Annotated in this window: 19 protein-coding genes and 2 other RNA genes; 6 read left to right on the forward strand and 15 right to left on the reverse strand. The window is 47.9% G+C overall.

Translation table 11 applies throughout. From position 1 onward, the window contains the following. Positions 1-20 precede the first annotated feature (20 nt). From NSQ46_RS28615 to NSQ46_RS28630, 4 genes are all read left to right on the forward strand, one after another. Positions 21-1043, forward strand: a complete 1023-nt coding sequence (locus NSQ46_RS28615; protein WP_342575664.1) for an SGNH/GDSL hydrolase family protein — start codon at positions 21-23, stop codon at positions 1041-1043. Further along, a complete protein-coding gene (locus tag NSQ46_RS28620; protein ID WP_342575666.1) occupies positions 1040-2059 on the forward strand; it encodes an MBL fold metallo-hydrolase in 1020 nt (339 codons plus the stop codon). Before NSQ46_RS28615 ends, NSQ46_RS28620 begins: the two co-directional genes overlap by 4 nt. A 247-nt stretch (positions 2060-2306) precedes the next feature. Next, positions 2307-2483, forward strand: coding sequence for a hypothetical protein (locus NSQ46_RS28625; RefSeq protein WP_167392974.1), 177 nt, complete (start codon positions 2307-2309; stop codon positions 2481-2483). 354 nt (positions 2484-2837) lie between these two features. Further along, positions 2838-6863, forward strand: coding sequence for an endo-1,4-beta-xylanase (locus NSQ46_RS28630; RefSeq protein ID WP_210094311.1), 4026 nt, complete (start codon positions 2838-2840; stop codon positions 6861-6863). 98 nt (positions 6864-6961) lie between these two features. Here the strand turns inward: NSQ46_RS28630 and NSQ46_RS28635 are convergent, their stop codons facing one another. The 3 genes from NSQ46_RS28635 to NSQ46_RS28645 form a co-directional block, all read right to left on the reverse strand. Next, a complete protein-coding gene (locus NSQ46_RS28635; protein WP_028404176.1) occupies positions 6962-7804 on the reverse strand; it encodes an aldo/keto reductase in 843 nt (280 codons plus the stop codon). A 250-nt stretch (positions 7805-8054) separates the two neighbouring features. Further along, positions 8055-8234 carry a DUF1259 domain-containing protein gene (locus tag NSQ46_RS28640; RefSeq protein ID WP_245255873.1) on the reverse strand — a complete coding sequence of 60 codons (180 nt, stop codon included), beginning with the start codon at positions 8232-8234 and terminating at the stop codon, positions 8055-8057. 195 nt (positions 8235-8429) lie between these two features. After that, entirely contained in the window at positions 8430-9683 is a 1254-nt protein-coding gene (locus NSQ46_RS28645; protein WP_210094312.1) for a mechanosensitive ion channel domain-containing protein, read from the reverse strand. 448 nt (positions 9684-10131) lie between these two features. Between NSQ46_RS28645 and NSQ46_RS28650 the strand changes: the two genes are divergently transcribed. Continuing rightward, complete coding sequence (locus tag NSQ46_RS28650; protein WP_007132682.1) at positions 10132-10395, forward strand: hypothetical protein; 264 nt, start codon at positions 10132-10134, stop codon at positions 10393-10395. After that, positions 10392-10811: a type II toxin-antitoxin system death-on-curing family toxin gene (locus NSQ46_RS28655; RefSeq protein ID WP_210094313.1), complete on the forward strand. Its 420-nt coding sequence runs from the start codon at positions 10392-10394 to the stop codon at positions 10809-10811. The genes NSQ46_RS28650 and NSQ46_RS28655 overlap by 4 nt, the downstream gene beginning before the upstream one ends. Positions 10812-10991: 180 nt before the next feature. On the opposite strand, the gene NSQ46_RS28660 is transcribed toward NSQ46_RS28655, so the two are convergent. The 12 genes from NSQ46_RS28660 to smpB form a co-directional block, all read right to left on the reverse strand. After that, complete coding sequence (locus NSQ46_RS28660; RefSeq protein WP_251536191.1) at positions 10992-13067, reverse strand: pectate lyase; 2076 nt, start codon at positions 13065-13067, stop codon at positions 10992-10994. 377 nt (positions 13068-13444) lie between these two features. Further along, positions 13445-14239 carry a sensor domain-containing protein gene (locus tag NSQ46_RS28665; RefSeq protein WP_251536194.1) on the reverse strand — a complete coding sequence of 265 codons (795 nt, stop codon included), beginning with the start codon at positions 14237-14239 and terminating at the stop codon, positions 13445-13447. 673 nt (positions 14240-14912) lie between these two features. Beyond that, positions 14913-15518 carry a response regulator transcription factor gene (locus NSQ46_RS28670; RefSeq protein WP_028404200.1) on the reverse strand — a complete coding sequence of 202 codons (606 nt, stop codon included), beginning with the start codon at positions 15516-15518 and terminating at the stop codon, positions 14913-14915. After that, the gene (locus NSQ46_RS28675; protein ID WP_342575674.1) at positions 15519-16691 is read right to left on the reverse strand and encodes a sensor histidine kinase; all 1173 of its coding nucleotides are present in this window, start codon (positions 16689-16691) and stop codon (positions 15519-15521) included. After that, complete coding sequence (locus NSQ46_RS28680; protein ID WP_007132688.1) at positions 16692-17435, reverse strand: ABC transporter permease; 744 nt, start codon at positions 17433-17435, stop codon at positions 16692-16694. Positions 17436-17476: 41 nt separating this feature from the next. Further along, a complete protein-coding gene (locus tag NSQ46_RS28685; RefSeq protein WP_341034599.1) occupies positions 17477-18367 on the reverse strand; it encodes an ABC transporter ATP-binding protein in 891 nt (296 codons plus the stop codon). A gap of 268 nt (positions 18368-18635) precedes the next feature. Beyond that, the gene (locus tag NSQ46_RS28690; RefSeq protein WP_341341362.1) at positions 18636-19709 is read right to left on the reverse strand and encodes an AI-2E family transporter; all 1074 of its coding nucleotides are present in this window, start codon (positions 19707-19709) and stop codon (positions 18636-18638) included. A gap of 441 nt (positions 19710-20150) precedes the next feature. After that, positions 20151-20606 carry an HNH endonuclease gene (locus NSQ46_RS28695; RefSeq protein ID WP_342575676.1) on the reverse strand — a complete coding sequence of 152 codons (456 nt, stop codon included), beginning with the start codon at positions 20604-20606 and terminating at the stop codon, positions 20151-20153. A gap of 87 nt (positions 20607-20693) precedes the next feature. Next, positions 20694-21176: a transfer-messenger RNA gene (gene ssrA / locus NSQ46_RS28700) on the reverse strand. Positions 21177-21530: 354 nt separating this feature from the next. Continuing rightward, positions 21531-21728 carry a hypothetical protein gene (locus NSQ46_RS28705; protein ID WP_210094321.1) on the reverse strand — a complete coding sequence of 66 codons (198 nt, stop codon included), beginning with the start codon at positions 21726-21728 and terminating at the stop codon, positions 21531-21533. A 94-nt stretch (positions 21729-21822) separates the two neighbouring features. Then, positions 21823-22190, reverse strand: a transfer-messenger RNA (tmRNA) gene (gene ssrA / locus NSQ46_RS28710). A gap of 267 nt (positions 22191-22457) precedes the next feature. Beyond that, positions 22458-22937 carry an SsrA-binding protein SmpB gene (smpB, locus tag NSQ46_RS28715; protein ID WP_007132695.1) on the reverse strand — a complete coding sequence of 160 codons (480 nt, stop codon included), beginning with the start codon at positions 22935-22937 and terminating at the stop codon, positions 22458-22460. Between the last annotated feature and the right edge of the window lie 135 nt (positions 22938-23072).

Here is a 23072-nt window from a genome sequence, read left to right on the forward strand (position 1 = left end):
ACGTCCACAGGAGTGAGTCCATGAACGTCATTGCCATGAATGAAGCTTTGTTTCACGGTGCCGTCAGTGTCGAGATCACGGAGGATGGGGCCCGGCCCTGGCGCATTCCTTACCGTGAAACCGCATTATTTCCGCCGGACGGAATCGGCGGGGAAGCGAAGGTCCCCGCAGGCGTGCGCATATCCTTTTGGAGTGATTCGACCTCTGTTCAAGTAGGCTTTGCTGAAACCGAGAATACGCTAAGCTTCGATTGCTTGATAGACGGGCAGTTCCATTCGGCCTGTACCGCCCAGCCGGGGGATTCCGTTGTCACGTGGAGCGCATTGCCCGGCACGAACAAGCTTATCGAAATTTATTTATCCCCGAAGCACTCGGTCTGCGTTCAGCGCATCCTGCTCGATCAAGACTCCAGCTTCTCTTATTTCCAAGATAACCGCCCCCGCTGGATCGCTTACGGGAGCTCGATCACGCAGTGTAAGGCGGCTGCCAGCCCATCGCAAACCTGGCCGGCGCTTGTCGCGCAAAGCTCGGAGCTTCAGCTGACCTGCCTCGGTTATTCGGCCAATTGCCACCTCGAGCCTATGGTTGCAAGGATGATCCGGGAGCTCCCGGCCGATTTCATTTCCTTATGTCTTGGCATTAACGTGATGGGACAGTCCAGCCTGAATGCGAGAACCTTTAAATCCAGCGTCATCGGGCTCATTCAAATTATCCGCGAACGACATCAGGGTATCCCCCTCCTGCTCATGTCGCCGATCTTCGCACCAGAGCGTGAAACCGCCGACAACCTGGTCGGTCTGAATCTGGTGAAAATCCGGCAGGAGCTGCGCGAGGCCTACGAGATATTGCGGGAGCATGGCGATCGCCACCTGTTCTATGTTGAAGGTCTCGACATATTCGGGGAATCGGATCAAGAACGCTTGTCCGACAAGCTTCATCCCGATGCGGAAGGCTATAAATTGATTGCCCGGCGCATGCACCGCTTGTTCCATGATAAACTCAAGCTCCATAGCCTTATAAGCGAAGGGAACGATCGGATATGAGCTCAAGGCTGCCCCATCTGTTGTTCAATAGACTGCTCGCTCTAGCGCTCGCTATGCTTCTGGTTCTTGCCGGATGCACTCCGGCTAAGGAGGCTGGAACTGCGGATCCCTCAAGCTTGCAGAGCGTCAGCGCTTCAGCCGATACACCTGCTGAGCAGCCGTCCAAATCTGCCATTGTACACCGGACGGGCAACGTATTCGATACCGCTGCATACCGGGATAAGCTCACGGTACGTTATTTTTTCCTGGACTCGGAGGAGAAATCCGGCGACTCTATTTTTCTGCAAACGCCCGACGGGCTCAACATCATGATCGACGCAGGCATTCCCGCAACAAGCTCCCAATTGGAGGAGTATATGGAACGGCTGGGTGTAACCCGAATCGATTACGCCATAAATACACATCCTCATTATGACCATATGGGCGGATATACATCGCTGCTAAGGACGAAAGAAATTGGCGGATTTTATATGCCGAATATTGAACACACGACTGGCACATACCGCACGGTGATGGATTTGATTGAGCAGCATGATATCCCGCTGCATTATTTGGAGGACGGCGACCGCCTTCAGATCGGCGAGCATGTGGAGGTTGAGCTGCTGAATCCGGAAAAAGGCACATCCCCGGATAAATTTGAGGATTGGTCGACAGAGAATATCAATAATCAGTCGCTCGTGATGAAGCTGCACTATGGTGACAACACCTTCTTGTTTGCCGGCGACTTGTACAAGTCCGGTGAATATGATCTTGCGAAGCGGCATGCCGATCAGCTTAAAGCCGATATGGTGCATGCTCCCCATCACGGCGACAAAACGTCGTCCTCACCGCAATTCGTCAAGGCGGCTTCGCCTGACATAGCGGTTCTAAGCGCCAATATTTTTCAAAATCTCGACATCAAGCAGCGTTATGAAAAAAACGGAGCCCTTGTAGCGTCCACTGCCCTTCACGGCAATATTATGCTCGTATCGGATGGCAAAACCATTGAGCTCATTACGGAGAAGGAAGTTAGATAACAGTCCTTATGAAACACTCATACAAAGCCCCGGAAAAACCGGGGTTTTGTCATGTTAGGGACTTCGTTTTTTTTAGCCGTTTCAACCCTACGGAGCGTCGAACACGGAATTTTGCTTTCCCTTCAGCTATTCGAATCAATCCGGAGCATCCTAACAGCATGGCACAGCCAATATGCTTGAATACCCGCTTTGCTTCCCGCACATAATAAATATCACAATCGATTCCAGCATAAGGAGGGCCATACATTTGAGTACGAACCAACCGGATAAGAACCTGATCAATACGGTCGAGAGACTGGATGAGACGCCCGTGAACAGCTTGGACGCCCAACAGCAGCAGCAAGCCCGGAATGATCGCCGGAAGCAAGCACTGCATGACAGCGATGGCAAATACAAGGAAAACGAGTCGAAGAACTATCATTAAGGGGTGCCCCCTACTCCCTTCTAGCTGTTTTTCACTACCCTGTTCTAAACCAAACGCCATAAGAAGCGGCCGAGCACCGGTCGCTTTTCATATGGTCAAATGTATACATATTTATGGGTACGATCGGTCGGGACGTCCTCCGCATGAACATACCTTTTTATACCCCCCTTAAGTCAGCCGCTCCTCCACTTTCTTCTGCTTCTAACCAACAAATGTATGTAAAAATCTAAGTATCTCCTTTAATTTGCAAAAAGACACTGGATCTAACCGGATGTTACAATTTCTGGAGAAAGGAGGCTGCTTGTAAAGTAATGAAAGCGCTTAATATTCTTTAGGGTAGGGGGAGTACAGTGAATGAGTAAATGGATCAAACAAGGCATCTCGATTCTGATCGCGGCAGCTTTACTTCTTCCGACGGGCTGGAGAGCCTCGGATGTTCGGGCTGACGCACAGGAACCGGAAGCCACCGAAACCGTTTATCATGAAACCTTTGAGACAGGCGTAGGAAAAGCCGTGCAATCCGGCAGTGCCAGCATATCGCATGTATCCAATAAAGCGTTTGCCGGCAATGAGGACGGAGGCGCTCTGTATGTAAGCAACCGAGCCAATAACTGGGACGCGGCCGATTTCAAATATGTCGACTTGGGCTTGGAGAACGGCATAACGTATACGGTGACCGTCTCTGTATATGTAGACGCCAATGAGCCTGTGCCAACAGGCGCTCAGGCTTTTCTTCAAACGGTAGACAGCTATGGTTGGCTGGCCGGTGCGGATTTTGCCGCAGGCACGCCTGTACAGCTAAGTAAAGAATTCACCGTTAATACCGAAGTCGATTCGGCCCTCCGGGTTCAATCCAACGAGGACGGGAAGACGGTTCCCTTCTACATCGGGGATATACGGATCACCAAGAAGGCGGCTTCCGGCGGTGATGGTGAGGAAGAGCCTCCTAGGGAACCCGCTTTACCCTTCACTCCCATCGATTTTGAAGACCAAACGGCTGGCGGATTTGAAGGCAGATCCGGTAATGAAACGTTGACCGTCACCCAGGAAGCCAACCATACCCCCGGCGGCTCTTACGCTTTGAAGGTAGAAGGCCGTACAGCCACATGGCACGGGCCATCATTGCGAATCGAGAAATACGTTGATCAAGGCAGCGAATATAAAGTAACGGCATGGATCAAATTGATCGAGCCCGCAAGCTCGCAGCTCCAGCTGTCCTCCCAAATCGGCTCCGGAAGCAGCGCGAATTATGTGGCCCTTTCCCCCAAAACGATCAGCACCAGCGACGGATGGGTCCAGTTCGAGGGAACCTATCGGTACAACAGTGTGGGGAATGAATACTTAACCATCTATGTAGAAAGCTCGAATAACGCGACGGCATCCTTTTATATCGATGACATCAGCTTCGAGAAAACAAGCGCCGGCCCCGTCGAAATCGAGAAAGACTTGATTCCGGTCAAACAAGCGTATCAAAATGATTTCCTCATCGGCAACGCCATTACAGCGGAGGATCTTGAAGGCGTGCGGCTTGAGCTGCTATCGATGCATCATAATGCCGCCACCGCCGGAAACGCGATGAAGCCGGATGCGCTGCAGCCGACAAAGGGTAATTTTACATTCACGGCCGCGGATGCCATGGTGTATAAAGTTCTGGCTGAGGGCATGCAGATGCACGGGCATGTGCTGGTATGGCACCAGCAGTCCCCGGCATGGATGAACACGGTACAGGATGGGCAAGGGAATACGGTCCCTTTAAGCCGGGAGGAAGCCCTTGAGAATCTGCGCACGCATATCCGCACCGTAATGGAGCACTTCGGCGACAAAGTTATCTCCTGGGATGTCGTCAATGAGGCGATGAGCGATAATCCGCCGAATCCGTCCGATTGGGAAGCCTCGCTGCGTCAGTCCCCTTGGTATCAGGCCATCGGTCCGGATTATGTCGAGCAGGCATTTCTCGCGGCAAGGGAAGTACTTGACGATCATCCGGAATGGGATATCAAGCTTCATTACAATGACTATAACGAAGACAATCAGAATAAGGCCCAGGCCATTTACAATATGGTGAAAGCAATCAATGACAAGTATGCGCTGGACCATCCGGGCAAGCTGCTCATCGACGGCATCGGCATGCAGGGACATTACAATATCAACACCAATCCGGAAAATGTGAAGCGCTCCCTGGAGAAATTTATCTCCTTGGGCGTGGAAATCACCATCAGCGAGCTTGACATCCAGGCCGGAAGCAACCATCAGCTCTCCGAGCAGTTAGCCAATGCACAAGGCTATTTGTATGCCCAGCTCATGAAAATTTTCAAGGAGCATGCGGCTCATATCAGCCGCGTTACCTTCTGGGGCCTTGAAGACAGCTCAAGCTGGCGGGCCGCCTCCAACCCGCTGCTGTTTGATAAGAACTTGCGGGCCAAACCGGCCTATTACGGTGTCATTGATCCTGATACATTTATTCAGGAGCACCAGCCTGATTCGAAGGATGCCAACCAGTCCACTGCCATGTATGGCACACCTGGCGTAGACGGCACAGTCGACCCGATCTGGTGCCAAGCTCCCGAGATGTCGATCCATCAATACCAGACGGCATGGCAGGGTGCGACCGGTGTGGCCAGAACGCTCTGGGATGACCACAATCTATATGTATTGATCCAGGTTAGCGACGCCCAGCTTGATAAAGCGAGCGTGAATGTGTGGGAGCAGGACTCCGTTGAAATTTTCCTGGACGAAAACAATGCCAAAACAACGTTCTATCAAGCGGATGACGGGCAGTACAGAATCAACTTTGATAATGAAACCTCATTTAATCCTCCAGCGATCGCAGAAGGCTTTGTGTCCGCAACCAAAATTTCCGGAACGAACTACACGGTGGAAGCAAAGATCCCTTTCAAATCCATCAAACCTGCAAATCAGGTTAAAATAGGCTTCGACGCCCAGATCAATGACGCGAAAGACGGCGCTCGCCAAAGCGTTGCCGCGTGGAATGATACGACCGGCAACGGCTATCAGGATCCTTCCGTGTTCGGCGTCGTTACCTTAGACGGCAAACCCGCAAGCCCTGGGAACGGCGGCGGCTCTGACAATGGCAGCGGCGGCGGTGGAGGTAACAACAATGGAAGCAGCCCAAGCAGCAGCAATGGCAGCAATCCCGGCTCCGGCAATGGAAGCACCCCGCAAGCCGGAAGCATTAGGAACGAAAACGGCGTGATTACCATCAAGCCCGCAGTGAAGGTCGCTAATCGACATGCAGTAGGCGCCATTGCTAGCGATGATCTCGCAAAAGCGCTTGGGCTAGCCACTCCTAACCCCAACGGCAAGAAACAAATCGTAATTGAAGTGGCCCCTCAAAATGCCGTAGATGCATATGAAGTACAGCTGCCGGGCCATAGCCTGAACGCCCAACCAGCCTTTGAGTTTGTGTTGAAAACGGACAACGCGACCCTTCATATCCCAAGCAGCGGGTTGTCGCAAGCGGCAAAAGCCGCAAAACAGGTGTCGATCCGCGTAGGCACAGCTTCAACGGCTCATCTGGCTGCAGCGGACCTCGAACGGATCAGCGGCCGACCAGCCATCGATCTGAGTCTTTCGGCAGACGGGAAAGCCATAGACTGGGATCATCCTGAGGTTCCTGTAACGGTCAAAATTCCATATACCCCAACCGCCAAAGAACTGCTTAATCCGGAGCGCCTGGTGGTTTGGTACATGGACGGCAAAGGAAAGGTTGCGGTCATTCCAAATGGCCGACATGATGCTTCGGCGGGCGCGGTTGTTTTTCAAACGACCCGTTTCGGTACCTACGCTATAGCTTACGAGGCCAAGTCCTTCGAAGATTTGCAAAAGGTTCCTTGGGCTGAGCAAGCCATTCACCATATGGCTGCGCGGGATGTCATCAAAGGGACGTCCGAGGGCAGCTTCTCTCCCGAAGCATTTATGACGAGAGGCGACTTCGTCGCACTTCTTGTCAGAGTGCTCGAGTTGAAGGGATCCGGCGGCCAAGGGACAGCGACTCTGCAAGCAGGCTTCAGCGATGCCGAGTCTGCCGGTTACGATCACAGCGAGCTGGACATCGCCTATGCACTCGGAATCGTAAAAGGTTTTCAAGATCAGACCTTCCAGCCGAATGAGCCGATCTCAAGACAAGACATGATGGCGCTGACCGTGCGGGCATTATCGGCAGCCGGCAAATCCCTCGAGGGTACCGGAAGCTTGGACGGTTACCGCGATGCGGCAAGCGTCTCCGGTTATGCATTGGAAAGTGCGGCCCGACTGGTCAAGTCCGGGATTGTAAACGGCAAGAACGGCCGCATTGCACCGCACGATCCCCTCACCCGCGCCGAAGCAGCGGTGATTCTGTACCGTATTTGGAAGCTGTAGTACAGCAATAGAACAGGATGAAAAAACAGACGCCGGTTAAAAATCGGCGTCTGCTTTTGATGATGGGGGATATTGGCCAAAGAAGCGGCTTACTACGATCAAAATTCTTCGTAAGTGCTCGGATCCTGTCCCCACAACCGTCCATCCTCGCGGCTGAAGGATGAAATGACATCCATCTCCTCCGCAGTCAGCTCGAAATCGAAAATATCGAGATTTTCCGTCTGATGCTGAAGGGAGCCCGACTTAGGAATCGGAATGGCCCCAAGCTGGGTGTGCCAGCGCAAAATCACCTGCGCTCCCGTTTTTCCATGAGCCTCGGCTATTCGGACGATTTGTTCATCCTGCACGATATCATTGCCGCGCCCAAGTGGGCTCCACGATTCCGTAACGATGCCATGCTCCGCATCCTTCTTCCGCTGATATGCCTGGTCAAAGAAAGGATGAAGCTCCACCTGATTCAAACTAGGCGCTGCCCCGGTCTCTTTAATTAGACGGTCAATATGTTCGGGAAGGAAATTGCTAACCCCGATGGACCGGATGTATCCGCGTTTTTTGGCTTCAATCATCGCCTGCCAGGCTTCCACGTAGATATCCTGCTTGGGATTCGGCCAGTGGATCAGATAAAGGTCATAATAATCAAGATCCGCTCGGTACAGCGACTCCTCGATGGTCACGAGCGCCTCTTTGTAGGCATGGCGGCGGCCCGGCAGCTTGGAGCAAATCAACAGCTCTTCCCTGGCAACGGAGCTCCGCTTAATGGCTTTGCCGACGGCACCTTCATTTTCATAGTTAAAAGCCGTATCGATCAACCGATACCCGGCATCCATCGCGGCAGCCATGGCTTTAACGCCTTCTTCGCCTTTCAGGCTATAAGTGCCGAGTCCGATTGCGGGCACCTTCAAGCCGTCATTTAGCGTAAGCTCCGGAACATTCTGATTCATTGGAAAGCCTCCTTACATAAAATTTGAGTCCTCGCTAGTCCTATTATAAACCTCATTCAGGGGACATGACCCATTCATGATTCAGCTAGCTCGCATCTTTTATTTACTCTTTATAACACGAAAAAAATCCACAACCAGTAAGGCTGTGGATTTTGCAGAAAGGCGAGGGGATCTGAGCCTATGTTACAGACCCTTGCACCCTATTTCCATGAAAACTCGAACTCTCGTGATCGAAGGATGGCTAATTATATTATTTTTTATGGATCACAGGCCGAACTACCCGTGTCGTTAATACATTCAGCGTATCCCGGGTATCTCTTGCGAAGTCGAGCGGTTGATCCAGCCTTTCAAAGTGAATATACCAGAGATTCGGATTCGTAAATAACCAATGGTTATGAAGCGCGGTTACCTTGATTCCATGCTTGCGCAGCCGGGAAAATAATGGGGGTGATTTCCTTTGTCAGATAACCGTCTCTCCCAAACATAGAGCTCAACCGTCTGGCCCAAGGCGGATTATTTTGAATTAAGAAATCCAAATTACCCCGATTTGTAAGGAATCGGGAGATGAAATTAAAAAAAGCGACCAGGTCCGGTCGCCTTCTAATGAATATTTTCTATCCCTGCCTCAATATCCCCGCGAAAATTCCGGGCTTTGCTTGAGTTGGACGATATCATGGCCGCTTGGATTTTGGAAGGCACGAAGCCCGAATGTCGGCGCGACTGCGAAAATATGGTCAAAAATATCCGCTTGAATCGATTCATACACTGCCCAGGTGGTATCATTGCTGAATGCATAGATTTCTAATGGCAGCCCGTTATCTCCCGGCTCTAACTGCCTGACGATCAGCGTCATTTCTTGATGAATTCTCGGATGATGCCTCAGATATTGTTGGATATATGCCCGGAACACGCCGATATTCGTAAGTTGTCTGCCATTCACTTTGCTCTCCGTATTAATCTGGTGTTCAAGGTTGTACGCGTTGATCTCGCTTAATTTTGTCGTGATATAGTCGGTAAGGTAGTGAATTTTCTGAAACTCCTCAATCATTTCCTTGGTACAAAAGCAGATGCTGGTCGTATCGACATAGAAGCTTCGCTTGATCCTTCTGCCGCCGGATACCTGCATGCCCCTCCAATTCTTGAACGAGTCGGAGATGAGTGCATAGCTTGGAATCATGGTGATCGTCTTATCGAAATTCATCACCTTCACCGTATTTAAGGTAATGTCGATGACGTCGCCGTTCGCATCGTATTTCGGCATTTCAATCCAGTCGCCGACACGCACCATATCATTTGACGATAACTGAACGCCTGCCACCAGGCCTAAGATGGAGTCCTTGAAGATTAGCATCAGCACAGCCGATAATGCACCCAGCCCGCTGAGAATAATCAGGGGATTCTGACCGATGAGGTTCGAGATGACCACAATGCCGCCGACGATGTAAAGAACGATCTTCGCTACCTGAATGTATCCCTTAATCGGCCGGATCTTGGAAACCTCGAACGAACGATAAATCGCATCAAACGCATTGAGCAGCGCATTAAATACCATGATCGTTACGATAATCATATAAGTCATGGCTGCCTTTTCAATCAAAGTTTGATAGGACGGAAAGATCGACGCCGAATAATAGATGATGATTGCCGGCACCAGGTGCGAGAGCTTATGAAACACTTTTTTCTCCACAATGATATTGTCCCACGTATATCGATTGTTATTGACGATGTGAATGATGATCTTCAGCACAATCTTTTTGGTTATAACATTGGCCAGTATGGAGACCAGCGCGATGAAAAGGACCATGATCATGTTGGAAAGATAGATCACCGTTTGCTCGCTCATGCCATATCCGTCTAGTTGATTTCTGATAAAATCCATTGTTGCCTCCTAAAGCCTTGTTTCCTATATGAGTATGAAATTGATGCACTGCCTAGTACGTAAAATGTTCGTGCTGTCTACACCTCATTTCGTTCAACTTATATAGCCTACTATTATAAAGTAGAGGGCGACCCGAGGTAAAGGACACGGATTCGATGGTTATATGTACCATATTTCTTTTAGCTATCGCCTTCTTATAGCATAGATGGATAAAGGCGACCCCGAATTTCTAGCTGACCCCGATGCCCCGTCACCGCTTCTCCATGGTCAACCTGATTGTCTTCTTCAGTTAGCTTCAGGCGAAGACTAGCCAGCGTATTCCACTAAAGTTGGAACCTCATTACATCTCTTGACGATGGAGAGTGTGAGAACGTAGTTAGTTGAAATTCAAATTCATAATTGTATAATTGTTATAACGATTGAATATGCTGATAAGGAGAGAACCTTTATGAATAGGATGGTTGTGATGGAACGAAAAGTGACCAAATTCGGCAACAGTTTAGGTATAACCATGACTGACGCTTTGAAGCAAATCGGATTGGATCAAGGTGATACAGTCAGCATTGATGTTAGCCCGGAAACAGGAGAAATTATAATCAAGAAGTCAACAAGAGTCTCATTACCTGAAGGAATTAGTGCAGACTTCATGGATACTTTAACAAATGTTATTGAGGAATACGATCAAACACTGCAAGGACTCAAGGATAGATGACATCAGCTCGTTATTTATCCGTCCAAGAAGTCATTGCCATTAATGTATCCATGATTCAACGCTACAGTCCAGGTGAACAAATCGGGGTAAAGGAACCAGGGTTGCTCGAATCCGCTGTACTACGCCCTCAGTCCTCCGCTTTTGGGGAGGAGGCCTCTCAGACCGTTTTCGAAAAGGCTGCAGCTCTGTTTGAGTCATTAGGGCAAAATCATCCTTTTTACAATGCTAATAAACGCACCGCTTTTACAGCACTTGTCATATTCCTGCGTTATAATGGCTTGTATTTTAGGATGAACCCAAAGAAAGCCGAGGATTTTACGGTAGATATGGTTAATCATAAATATCAGTTTCCCGACTTAGCAGCTACCATTCGGAAGCATTGTGTCCCAGTAGCCAAACCAACAGGGGAAGTATAAAAGCGACCGAACCACGGTCGCTTTTATATTCGTAAGAGGAGGCGAGGGGAGCCTACCCCCCCTGTCCGAAGACAACACCACATAAGCTTCCACGGATGCGGTCGCCCTTTAATGTCACCCGAAAGCATTGCAGTTGAGGTAGTCATGCCCCGTGCATCCCTTTTTTGACCGACGTCCGCTCTACTCCAACTCCATATAAAAGAGATTCGCCGTGTTATCTTTTGTAATCGTATGCGCTCCTGGGAGAAGTGACACCCTGACAACACCATTCGTCATTGGATAACTCGTTCCATCAATCTTGATCTTGGTTCCGTCTGCCGAATTAAACACTAATGTTAATGTGGCCGTTTCCGTAGAGGTGAAGGTGATACGGGTCGAGCTCTCGATTTTCAAACATTGGGTTAGCGTCAAGCCGTTATACACCACGGTTCCCTTCGTTGTCGAAAGATTCCCTACAATATCAAAGAAATCACTTTCCAATCCGGACGTTGTAAAGTTATGAGCCGGTTCCCCTGTGGATGGCTCGGGCTCGGGCTGGGGCTCGGGTTCCGGTTCCGGATCTGCCCCGCTTGAATTCCCACCTACGGATACGAGCCCGCTGGTGTAGCTTCGTATTTTAGCCATAAGAGCGGTGTTAAGGGCATACGACGTGTCGTCAACGGAATCATCGAATTGCCACGTGAAGTCCCCGTTATTCAGGCGTCCGGCTTGTGCGGTAACAATTTTCTCCACATCGCTGACGTTATCAATATCGGCGTTATTCACTCCCGTATCGACGGTTGTATCGAAGTTATTATAAGCCGTTCCTCCCACTAACGCTCTGTAAGAGCTTGGTACGGTTTCATTTCTTGACGAAGCCAAGTATGCATCGAATGAGGTTGCATGTGCCGGAGCTGTCCCTGTATTGGAGTTTGCATAAATCAGACTGTCCGCATCTACGATCCTATTGTTATAGGCCTTAATCACGCCTCCGTCTTCGCCCGAAAATGTCCCTTCCCCTAAAGCATCCGTACCTTGCAAGGAACTCAGCATCGGGTATTTGGCATGTCTAAAGTAATTGGATTCCACAAAGGCCGAAGCTCCCGTTGTCACACCGACCCCATATTTTGAGACTCCGTCATAGAAGTTATTATAGATGTGTACCGATGCCAATCGAATTCGTGGATGGCGCGAGTCCGAGTGATCAAACCAATTATGATGGAAGGTGACAAAGAATTCCTCCGATTCACTCAACCCGACAAGAGCCGCTTTTCCCGAATCCCAGTAGTGATTGTAAGAGATGGTAATATAGGTCGATCCTTTCTTCAGATCCGTTGAACCATCGCCCTTGGCCTGGTCGGCATCTCCTCCAGCAGTTCCATAAAATAGATCATTATTATGAACCCACACGTTGATGTTGCCAGTATCCATGGAAATCCCGTCATCAGGGAACAACATGAGTCCGAGGTTTCTTACTTCCACATTCCCTACATATCTAAGGAGCAATCCCCACCCATAAGCATAAGCGTCGTCTCCGATCCCTTCGATCGTCGTATTCATTTCCGAGTAATTGTTTTTGCCTTTTACTTGAAGGTAGCCGCTGCTATTCAGCTGTCCGCTCATGTCATCATCGGTAACCTTTCCAATAACCCGGATAGCAAGAGGGGTTGTATCATAGCCCTTTTGTCTTAGCGTCAAAATCTCGCCGATCCCCACGCCCGTTTGAACCCCGCCTGAGCTATTGATTTTCACATCAAGAGTCACGGTTCGTGCCGTCTCGGAGGTCACATAAATAACTTGTGCACCGTCTTTAAGCGTACCGTCATCATTGTAGGCACCCGAGCCTGTCCCGTATGGCGAGTCTGAGGAAAAAGCAAATCCGGATCGATCATGGGAAGCTACGGACAGATTATTCGAAACGGCGCTTACCGTTGTATCGTCACTCAGCCTGGCTTCAACCTTCATGACATAATTTCCGGCAGCTAAGCCTACGGCGTCCGCTCTCCAATAGGAAGGGTATTGTCGGATGAGCTCATTATCGATTTGTTGATAGCTGGAATCCGGCGCGCCTGCGTTTTTAACATATACATTGTATCCCTCCGCATTACTTAGGGGTGACCATTCGATATACGCCGTTTCATTCCAGCCCCCACCACCGATGATCGAAAGACCGGCTGCATCGACCGTTGTCTTATTCGTCCACCCTCCCGCTATAAGAGACAGTACCAGAGAAAACAACAACACCATTCCGGTTGCCTTTGCTACCCTGTTCCTCATTTTATCTCCTCCTTTTTTACTCATCCGCATGTTTGTAACCGTTTGCAATAAATTGAGCTTTCTTATCGCCCTCCTCGCTTATGGACCAGGTTCTTCAAGGTCCTTATTGGAAATCAACAAATTTTGGAATTTCACCCACAGCATATCAGCTGCGAAAGCAGTTCCGAAATAATCATTTTCTCATACTTTTCACTTTCCGCGATATTCTGAGTTAATGATTACTCGTCTGGGAAATGACACTTACGCTTGAAGAACATCCTTGCCGGTAAGTCGTGAACTGCAGAAAGCAACAAATTCAAGGTGCAGATTAGGATAGTTCAGGCTTAACCGGGCGCAAACGAAAAAGCGACCGGTTAAGGTCGCTTTAGGGAGAGCTTTTAAAGCTCTCTATAGGCTGGCTGCATCATCCCTTGAGCGGGCTGATCCTCCAGGTACTCATCATATTGCGGCTGAAAAGGCTCATGGCTTGGGGGTTCCATGGACACGGACGGACGTTGATAGGGTTCATCCACGTACATGATTCTGCGCTGAATTTGCATGAGCCCATTCACGACGCGCAGCGCGACCCAGAACAGGACAAGACCAACGCCTACGTACAGCAGGTATTGCTGATTATAAGTCCAATCGATATGGAAATAACTGAACAAGCTATTCTCCAAAATATCAAGCTTCAATTCATTCATCAAAATGATATGCACGACGGGAAGAGCAATCAATCCGAGTCCCAGTGAAATCACCGTTACCATAATAACAAAGAATACGATGCCAGTAACAAACCTTAGGAATACGAGCAGCAGATTTCGAATAAATAGCGCTCCGTCAAAACCGCTCACCATTCGTTTCAACCAGTTCTGCCCAGCTACAGGCTGTTGATGGTAGGAATATGAAACGGATGGGGCAGGAAGGCCCAAAATTTGCCTAATCATGCTTTGTTCAAAGAGCACAATCCCGTTCAACAGCTTCGCTACGCCAAAGAACAGCGGTATTCCGATAAATATGGGAGTTAGACCGATTGATAATACCAGTCCCGTTATCGCTACTGTAAAATAAATAATCCCTAACGGGAGGGATAGCAATAAATAGAGGATCGTTGCATAGGTTTTCGGATTAAAAAGCACCCATTTCACCTTACCTGCCCGTGCCGTGTTCGTTACTTCTGTGTTCAAATTCAAACACCCCTTTTGGCTTCATATATCACGTATCAGCGAGTTATATAAATTCATTATAACCGCCTCATTTACCTGACATAACCGTCTTAAGGGGTATCTGAACCTAGACCTTAGACTAGGAATGGGCCTGGCTCTGGTGAACTTATTCTTCGGCTATTCTCAATCGGAGCTTCTGTAAAGGGTCCAGTTCAAATCGTTGCTCTTTGATATATATGTAGGCGAAGGGATTGTACACCCATTCACTGGACTATACGGGGGATCTTCATTAATGCTGATCCTTGAGGACTAAAACCGGGTATGATAAGATAAGAATAGAAATAAGGACGGATGGCAGTCCGTCCTCAGCACAACCTCTTGAGTGGGGATTCCCTCCAGGGTAATGCTTGTCCAGAGAAGTAACCCACGGTTTGCCAACCTTAAGAGTGGGTTACTTCTTTTTTCGGTCGATATAGGTCAGTAACGCAACGATAAACCCTGCGAATACGATCACATCGGAAAAAGAGAAGTTCATATGGACTCACCTCCTTTCCGGAGGAAGCCCCACCCACTCAAGGTGTGTTGTACATTCCAAATTATAGCATACAAGCTCCGTTGTTCGGGGCTTTTTTCTTTCGCCTTTACATCAGTAAATCCTATTAAAATTGACCCGCTTTTTCAGAATTTCTCGGAGTTCTCCTTAGTCCAACCATCCCTTGCTGCGTGCGATATCGATTGCCTCGATCCGTGTATTCGCCCCGAGCTTCCCAATCGCCTCTGACATATAGTTACGTACCGTTCCATAGGATAGAAACAGCTGTGCTCCAATATCTTGAAGAACTAAGCCTTGGGCAGCCAACTTCATGACTTCACGCTCCCTGGGTGATAATGGACATGGATCATCCCATACCGCGAGCGACAATTCTGAATTGATGACGCGTTTCCCATCATAGACCCGACGAATCGCATCAGCCAGTTCATCGCTGCCCGTATCCTTGAGAAGATAACCATAAACTCCTGCCTGCATGGCCCGCTGGAAATATCCGGGACGCGCGAATGTCGTCAAGATGATGACACGACAACCCAACTTATTTTTTTGAACCCATTCCGCAATATCTAACCCCGTTTTCAGTGGCATCTCAATATCCAGAACAGCTACATCCGGTTCATATTGCTGAATCATGGACATCACTTCTTCTCCATTTTCAGCTTGACCGACGACTTCAATATCATCTTCTAACGAGAGTAACGTTGCCAGTGCTCCCCTTAATAACTTTTGATCTTCTGCCAAAACAATACGAATCATCTAAGCGCTACCTACCTTCTCATTTCGTATTACCCTAGGTATATGTAAGGTGACTTCCGTCCCCTTGCCTGGGGACGAAGACAGCGACATACGACCATCGATCATAACCAACCGTTGCCGTAAACCGGCGAGGCCATTACTGCTAGTATAGAATTGATCCATATCTGCCCCAATACCGTCATCACTTACGGATACACGAACTTCCCCTTCCTGAATGTCGAGAAGAACGCTGCAACTTGTTGCTCGGCTATGACGAACCACATTTGTAATCGTCTCGCGAAAACACATCGCCAAGATCGTCTCCTGCAAGGGTGTTAACGGAAGCGGATTGTTCACTAAAGCGTCTTCCGCCCCTACATTAGAAGGTCTGGGATCTGAAATCGATTGATATTGAAATAAAAGCGGTATGCCCGCAGCTGAACATAACGATACAGCATGCTTATATTCGTCAGCGAGATATGTAACTTTCATCTCCGTAACCAATTCTCGCATTTGTTTCAAGGCTGCGCGTGCCGTTTCTCGTATTTCACGAGCCTCTGCTATCGCTCTCTCGGGTTGACGATGGACCAATTTCTCAACGACCTCACCTTTTAGTGCGATTAATGACAGCGTATGTCCCAATGTATCATGTAATTCACGCGCGATCCGCTGGCGCTCCTCCTGCTGTGCCATTCGTTCAGCCGTTTCTGCCCGCAGCCGCGCAGACTTCTGTTGGAACCTGGTCGAAGTTCGAATAATATACGGCAGAATACAGATGCCAAACATAGGCACCAGCCCTATCCATACTAGGCTGCCCATCCGATCCAAGTAAGGAACAGCGATAAATCCCATAGCTACAGTGAAAACGATCGTTATAGAGAGTAATATCGGCAGCTTTTGTTTGCTCAGCGGAGCAGCGATCATAAAACCCATAAACGTATACATAGGGTGAAATACAGCTGCTAAAATTAAAAGTATACCCACCTGAACGATCAATATTGGCGTGGCCCACTTTAAATAAAAGTAGGATTGTCGAAACAATAGAACGAATATGCCTAACAGAACAAAGCCAAGCCACTGTATACTTGATGGCTCATAGAGTAGAAAGTACATGGGTATCATTAAATTTGTTAACAAAATATAAGGGGCGACTCCTTCCGATTTTGGAAAGAGACGCCATTTCTCTCGATTCAATTAAACCGCATCCCGTCGATTGTATATATAGATTGATAGTAGCATAAAGAGGAGTCCGCATCCTGTCAAAATTATGAAATCGATGCTTGCCGGATTTTTTCCGGCGATCATATTCCATGCCCCATTGGCGTAACGGTGAGATGGCAGCCATTCCCCGACCGAGCCCATCCAACTTGGCAAAGTACTAAGCGGCATCCAAAGCCCCCCCACAATGGCAAGCCCCATCTGTAACACATTTCCGATGGCAACGGAGGTATTCGCATTTTTAAGCGTTCCTAACAAGGCACCAAGCGCAAGAAAAGATATGCTCCCAATCCATAACCATAATCCGCATAAGATCCATTGCCCGGCTGTCAATTGTATATCATGAACAAGGCCGGCAGATAAAAAGATAACTACAATGACGATCAAGTGAACAACCATTTGCGATACAATTTTGCTGCCAATCCAGACTGCAGGAGATAGTGGAGTCAGCTTCAACAGGCGCACCCACCCGTCTTGATGCTCGAACGAAAGACGGATACCGAATTGAGATACGGCTGTACCGATCAAACTGAATGCCGTCATCGACATCAATGAAAAGACACCCCAAGTTGTTGATTGAATCGATTGATCTACCCCATTCATACTCGCAAATAAAAAGTAGAAAGCAAGCGGCATCGCAATGGAGAAGAGTAAGAAAAATGGACTGCGGATAATTCGTATACTTTCTGCTTTCGTCTGAGCAACAAACATATGGAACATGGCTATTTTCCTCCTAAAAATGTTTATTATCGTATAATCGTTTATTTATTTGAGCCTGTAAGACTTCGGAATGTATCTTCTAAACTGGCGGATTGTATATCAATATCGGAAATTCCCCATTCAGACTGCATCAGTGTAAATAACAATACATCGGTCTCTTGGGCATAAAGGCGAATCCGCTCGCCGTTGCATTCCGCCTTTTCTACACCAGGCAATGTGAGCCACTCCTGCTGGGCTGGCGCATTTGCCGCCCGAAATGAAACCGTTCTAAGTGCTGTTTGTGCCTTTAAACGTGCTGGAGTCCCTTCCGCAACAACCTGTCCCCTAGCGATGACTGCGATGTGATCTGCGACAGCATCAGCTTCATCTAAATGATGTGTAGTTAAGAGCACCGTACGTCCGTCACTTGCCAGTGCTTGGATGGTGTCCCAAAAGCGACCCCGAGCCTCGATATCCATTCCGACGGTTGGTTCATCCAGCAGGAGAAGCTCCGGATTCCCCGCCAAACTCTGGGCGAAAGCTAATCTACGACGTTGACCTCCAGAGAGGGAGGATGCGCGTCGTTTCTGATCCGCGTGGAGACCCGAAATGTCTAACAATCGCTCTAGCGACATCGGATTACGATAATAACTGCGGAACAATTGAAGCACTTCTTTGACCGTAAGCCCATCGGCTGCTTTCACATCCTGCAAAAGCGCTCCAACGCGCTGCCGTAATTCTTTTGTTCCAGATGGCATCCCCAAGACCCTGACTTCTCCTGATGTCGGCTTGATCATTCCAAGTATCATGGAAATGGTGGTTGTCTTGCCTGCCCCATTCGGTCCGAGCAATGCTGTTATTTGGCCTTTCTCAAATGATAGATTCATATGATCAACGGCACAGTAATCGCCGAATTTCTTCACAAGATTTATACATTCAATCGCCTTTGTCATTTTGTCTTTAACCTCCGCTAATTTCTTCTTTCGTTACTTGATGTCCTCATTATATTGAAAAAGCGCGAGAACCAATTAGTGTGGGTTGTCACAAGCCGGTTATGACAAATGTCAGAAAAAGGGGGGGCAAAAAAAGAAGGACCTCTCGGCCCTTCTTATGCATAATATACATTTGGCACTCTTTGACTAGGGTGCCTTGCTTTGCAAACTTATAGATAAGGATTTTACACTTTTAATCGAACACAGCAAGATTATTTCGGGAAGTGACTTAGGGCTGTTGATTATTCCTAGGACTTACGTTTTCTCCTGAAAGCTGTGCAGCTTCAATGTTTGATGATACCGTGTTTTTTTGATCGACTTCGAAAATATCGAGCAGGAACATAAAGATAGGAATCCCGAGAATTAGCCCCCAGATCCCCATGAAGTGCTGGGAGAAAATAAGAACAATAAAGGTGTAGAACATCGGCAGCTTCGTTTTATGAGCATACAGCTTCGGATTTAAGAAGTATGTCTCAACTGCATGGATGATCAAAATCATGACAATCGCCCAAATGACGGTTGAGATACCGCCAATCTGGTAACCGATAATACTGATCGGAATGAAGGAAAGAACAACACCGGCTACCGGCACAAGACTTAGTAGAAAAACCATAATCGCTAGAGCGAACAAGTAAGGATAGCCCAAAATCGACAACCCGATCGTCGTTAGAATCGTGTTCAACAAGGCGATCATTAATTGAACCTCGATCACTTTACCAAAGGAGGAGGTGAATTTTTGGCCAAAATATTTAAACTCATTGTAAGCCCAGCTTATTTTGCTTTTGCTCAACTTATCTGTAAAGTCATTGACGGTTTTCTTCTGGATTAAGTAGAAGTAGCTCAATACAATAACAAAAATGATAACCTCCGCCCACTTGCCTAGCTTCAGAATATAATTAAGTGCCTGGCTTCCGTATTGCTCTAATTCCAGCTTACTAAGTGCGGAGGAGACAAGCGCAGCAATTTCATCTGACTGAGGTGTATTTAGAAATCGGATAATGGAAAAATACAAATCAGAAATTTGACTAATGAGCTTCGGAACATAATGGAGGATTCCGTAGACAAGCCCAAATATTAAAGCCGCATACAATACCGTATTAACGACAATAGGCGATATAGGAAACAGCTTAGATATTTTCTTCGTAATATATTGCTCGAGGCGTCCCATGACGAAGGTAACAAGAAACAGCAATAACAGCAAATTGAGCATATCTCTCAAGCTATACAGCAATAAAACGACTAGTAGGAGGAATAGAATTCTTCTTACTATATTGTTAGCAAAAAACTCCCGCAAAAAATTCATTCGCTTCCCTCATTTAACTATATTTTAGTTATCTAATCATTTACGGAGTTCAACTTAGACAGTTCAATTATATATGAAGATTGTTACATTATGAAATGTCGGCACTTAAGCAATAAAACACATGCCATTTCTACTGCCCAAGACACATACAATGACGGCAAAGGGGGCTGCCCCCTCCCCAAGTAATAAGAAAGCAAACCCTTCTACAAAGAACATGTTGAATTCAGACTGAAGCTAAAAGTGGTAACAAGCAAAAAAGCGACCAATTACGGTCGCTTTTTTACTGTATGTATGGAGGCGAGGGAAGTCGAACCTCTGTCCGAAGATAACGACAACACAAGTTTCTACAGATGTAGTCACAGTTTTAATGTCGGCAAAATTAAGGAGCGCGTCACGATTCCTGCAAAGACTTCGGTCGGTCGAAACAACAATTCTAGACCTTTACTCAAGTGTCCCTTTTTTCATGGGGCGATGTCTGTAATTCGCGATAAAGATACGCCAGGACAGCTTTATAAGATTCGGAACAGCGCGTGCGTTTTCTTTGAGATAGGACCATGCCGGACGGTTTCCACGTTTCGTATTGCATTCGCTGCATGAAGCGATCAGGTTGTGGGGAAGATCCGAGCCGCCTTTGCTTGAGGGGATAATATGGTCTACTGTCGTAGCGTGCCCTCCGCACCACAAACAAGTGTGATGATCTCGTTTCAGTGCAGCTTTTCGATAGCCCCGGAATAAGAAAGGATTATAAAGCAATTGGATCGTCTGATCATCAATCCAGACAGCTCGCGATCGCTCAACTTCCCGCCAAGCCCGATGGAGCAAACACGGGGTTAGCTGTTGACCATCCATATTGAGCACCGTTATCAATCGATCCTCTCCATCATGACTATGATTCATCGATTTCACTCCATCTGTAAGACATGCTCTAGCCTATAGTATTAATATAAAACAAAAACACCATCCTCATGCGGATGGTGTTTTTCAAGATGGAGGCGAGGGGAGTCGAACCCCTGTCCGAAGATAACGACAACACAAGTTTCTACGGGTGTAGTTACAGTTTTAAATGTCGGCAGAGCAAACGCCCCGTAACCGGCTTTCGCTATGCCCAGCCTGATTGTCTTCTTCAGCACACCCCAGGCGGAGATGTGACTGCGTATCCCACTAAAGTTGAGCCCTCATCCCGGTACATGGGCGATACAGAGCGAGAGCACGCGTGCAGGTTATTAAGCTGTAATATCCCCTAGAATACATCATCAACTATGGTCTCTAATAACACTTGCAGACCAAGCAGGTATATGATCTATGCAATATATCAGCTTACTTCCTGCGATTTCAGCAACAATCATGGGTTCATTTGTATTATCTATAATAAAAATCTGATCTGCAATGGCTAGTGCAGGCCTTAAATTTTGCAATGACTGGCCGTATCGAAACCGAATATCCTCTTCTGCAATCCAATGTCCACCCTGCTCGACACGAGAGGCCACACGGTCAATATGCATTTGTACATCTTGAAGTCCAATATAGTACATGACGATGTCATAACCGCTTTCTTTAGCAACTTGCATATGCTTTAAAACAAATGTACCTGATAGGGTAGTTTCAATGGCAAAATGCTCCTGTCTTTTTATCAACGATCTGATTCTTTTGACCGCTTCTCTTCCCGCCGAAAGATCGACACTTCTTGGATCATCTGGTTTTAGTTCACGCGCAATCTGATCAGGATCAACCAACTCGCCTAACCATGCCCTCATCTGCATACTGAGCGTGCTTTTTCCGGCCCCATTTGTTCCGGCAAAAACCGTCATAACTGGTTTTTGCTTATTCATGATATTCGAACTCATGTCGTTTTCCGGTTGCATCATAAATGATTTCGAACTTATTTCCGTTAGCATCCTCACGAACTCGTTTATTATCCTTGATATAGTAAATGGATGCCCCTGACTCCTTGGCTTGCTTGCGTGCATGTTGATTTGCTTTTTTCAGAATTTCTTGGAGCTGCTCTCGATTGGCAACCATCCTGAGTCCCCTCCAGTTTTCTAATTACGCTTATTATATCATAAACAGAAGAGCCACCAACCAGATCACTGGCTGATGGCTCTATCATTGGTATGTATGGAGGCGAGGGGAGTCGAACCCCTGTCCGAAGATAACGACAACACAAGTTTCTACGGGTGTAGTTACAGTTTTAATGTCGGCAAAGCAAACGCCCCGTAACCGGCTTTCGCTATGCCCAGCCTGATTGTCTTCTTCAGCACACCCCAGGCGGAGATGTGACTGCGTATCCCACTAAAGTTGAGCCCTCATCCCGGTACATGGGCGATACAGAGCGAGAGCACGCGTGCAGGTTATTAAGCTGCTACAGCGTAAGAAGTTTGTTGTTTGCCAGTTATTATGGCTTTAGCGTTGATGAAGTGGACGCGTCCCCACTACCCGCTACTCATGCCCGAACTATCCCCGTCGAATCCAAAGAACGCCCCCTTATGTGGAGAAATGCCGATGCGCTAAGCACCTGACGTTTCCGCCAAAAAGGGTACCTGGATTAGATCTAAAGATGATTCAGCCACAGTAGTCAATCAAACGTTCGCATTCCTTCCCTCCAAAGAAAGAATGCCGTCTACTGCATGCTGTTGTCAAAGAGTCAATCTTGCCTTACATAAAATAGTATATCACAAACTGCATCAAAATGATATATATAATGCAGGTAACACAGCTAAAACATGCCACTCGAAAAGCCAACTTGCTTCATCAACGCACAATCTTCTGCTTCTCCCGCAGTGCCCGCTGGATATCGCGCTGCGCGTCCTTCTTGGCAGCATCCGCACGCTTGTCGTACTGCTTCTTACCTTTGCCGAGGCCCAGCAGCAGCTTGGCATAACCGTTGCGGATATAGATTTTAAGCGGAACGATCGTATATCCCTCCTGCTTGGATTGCCCTAGCAGCTTGCGGATCTGTTCCTTGTGCAGCAGCAGCTTCCGCGCACGCGTCGGGTCGGACGGATTGCTCCGGTTCCCTTGCTCGAACGGGCTGATGTGCATGTTGTGAATGTGGATCTCGCCATTGCGAATTGTCGCAAACGCGTCGCCAATATTGGCACGGCCGTTACGGATCGACTTGATCTCGGTCCCGGTCAGAACCATCCCCGCTTCGTACGTATCTTCTATGAAGTAATCATGGGAAGCTTTCTTGTTCTGGGCCAGAACCTTCCCGTCACTCTTCTTACCCATGGTCTCACTCCTTGTCATGAGCAGTAAATGGAAAAAGGACTCCCGGCAGACCGCCGAAAATATGCAATCTCACCAGAAGTCCATTGTATCAAACGTAGGCCTGCTTACGCAAGGCGGGACAGGCGTTCCGCTCTG

The sequence above is a fragment of the Paenibacillus sp. FSL M8-0142 genome, from assembly GCF_038597315.1.
In the GTDB taxonomy this organism is placed as follows: domain Bacteria; phylum Bacillota; class Bacilli; order Paenibacillales; family Paenibacillaceae; genus Paenibacillus_AQ; species Paenibacillus_AQ lactis.

Excerpts from the sequence above, each read along its gene's own strand:
- NSQ46_RS28615 (WP_342575664.1), top strand. The coding sequence starts at position 21 with ATGAACGTCATTGCCATGAATGAAGCTTTGTTTCACGGTGCCGTCAGT.
- NSQ46_RS28620 (WP_342575666.1), top strand. The coding sequence starts at position 1,040 with ATGAGCTCAAGGCTGCCCCATCTGTTGTTCAATAGACTGCTCGCTCTA.
- NSQ46_RS28630 (WP_210094311.1), top strand. The coding sequence starts at position 2,838 with ATGAGTAAATGGATCAAACAAGGCATCTCGATTCTGATCGCGGCAGCT.
- NSQ46_RS28635 (WP_028404176.1), bottom strand. The coding sequence starts at position 7,804 with ATGAATCAGAATGTTCCGGAGCTTACGCTAAATGACGGCTTGAAGGTG.
- NSQ46_RS28645 (WP_210094312.1), bottom strand. The coding sequence starts at position 9,683 with ATGGATTTTATCAGAAATCAACTAGACGGATATGGCATGAGCGAGCAA.
- NSQ46_RS28650 (WP_007132682.1), top strand. The coding sequence starts at position 10,132 with ATGAATAGGATGGTTGTGATGGAACGAAAAGTGACCAAATTCGGCAAC.
- NSQ46_RS28655 (WP_210094313.1), top strand. The coding sequence starts at position 10,392 with ATGACATCAGCTCGTTATTTATCCGTCCAAGAAGTCATTGCCATTAAT.
- NSQ46_RS28660 (WP_251536191.1), bottom strand. The coding sequence starts at position 13,067 with ATGAGGAACAGGGTAGCAAAGGCAACCGGAATGGTGTTGTTGTTTTCT.
- NSQ46_RS28670 (WP_028404200.1), bottom strand. The coding sequence starts at position 15,518 with ATGATTCGTATTGTTTTGGCAGAAGATCAAAAGTTATTAAGGGGAGCA.
- NSQ46_RS28680 (WP_007132688.1), bottom strand. The coding sequence starts at position 17,435 with ATGTTCCATATGTTTGTTGCTCAGACGAAAGCAGAAAGTATACGAATT.
- NSQ46_RS28685 (WP_341034599.1), bottom strand. The coding sequence starts at position 18,367 with ATGACAAAGGCGATTGAATGTATAAATCTTGTGAAGAAATTCGGCGAT.
- NSQ46_RS28690 (WP_341341362.1), bottom strand. The coding sequence starts at position 19,709 with ATGAATTTTTTGCGGGAGTTTTTTGCTAACAATATAGTAAGAAGAATT.
- NSQ46_RS28695 (WP_342575676.1), bottom strand. The coding sequence starts at position 20,606 with ATGAATCATAGTCATGATGGAGAGGATCGATTGATAACGGTGCTCAAT.
- NSQ46_RS28705 (WP_210094321.1), bottom strand. The coding sequence starts at position 21,728 with ATGGTTGCCAATCGAGAGCAGCTCCAAGAAATTCTGAAAAAAGCAAAT.
- smpB (WP_007132695.1), bottom strand. The coding sequence starts at position 22,937 with ATGGGTAAGAAGAGTGACGGGAAGGTTCTGGCCCAGAACAAGAAAGCT.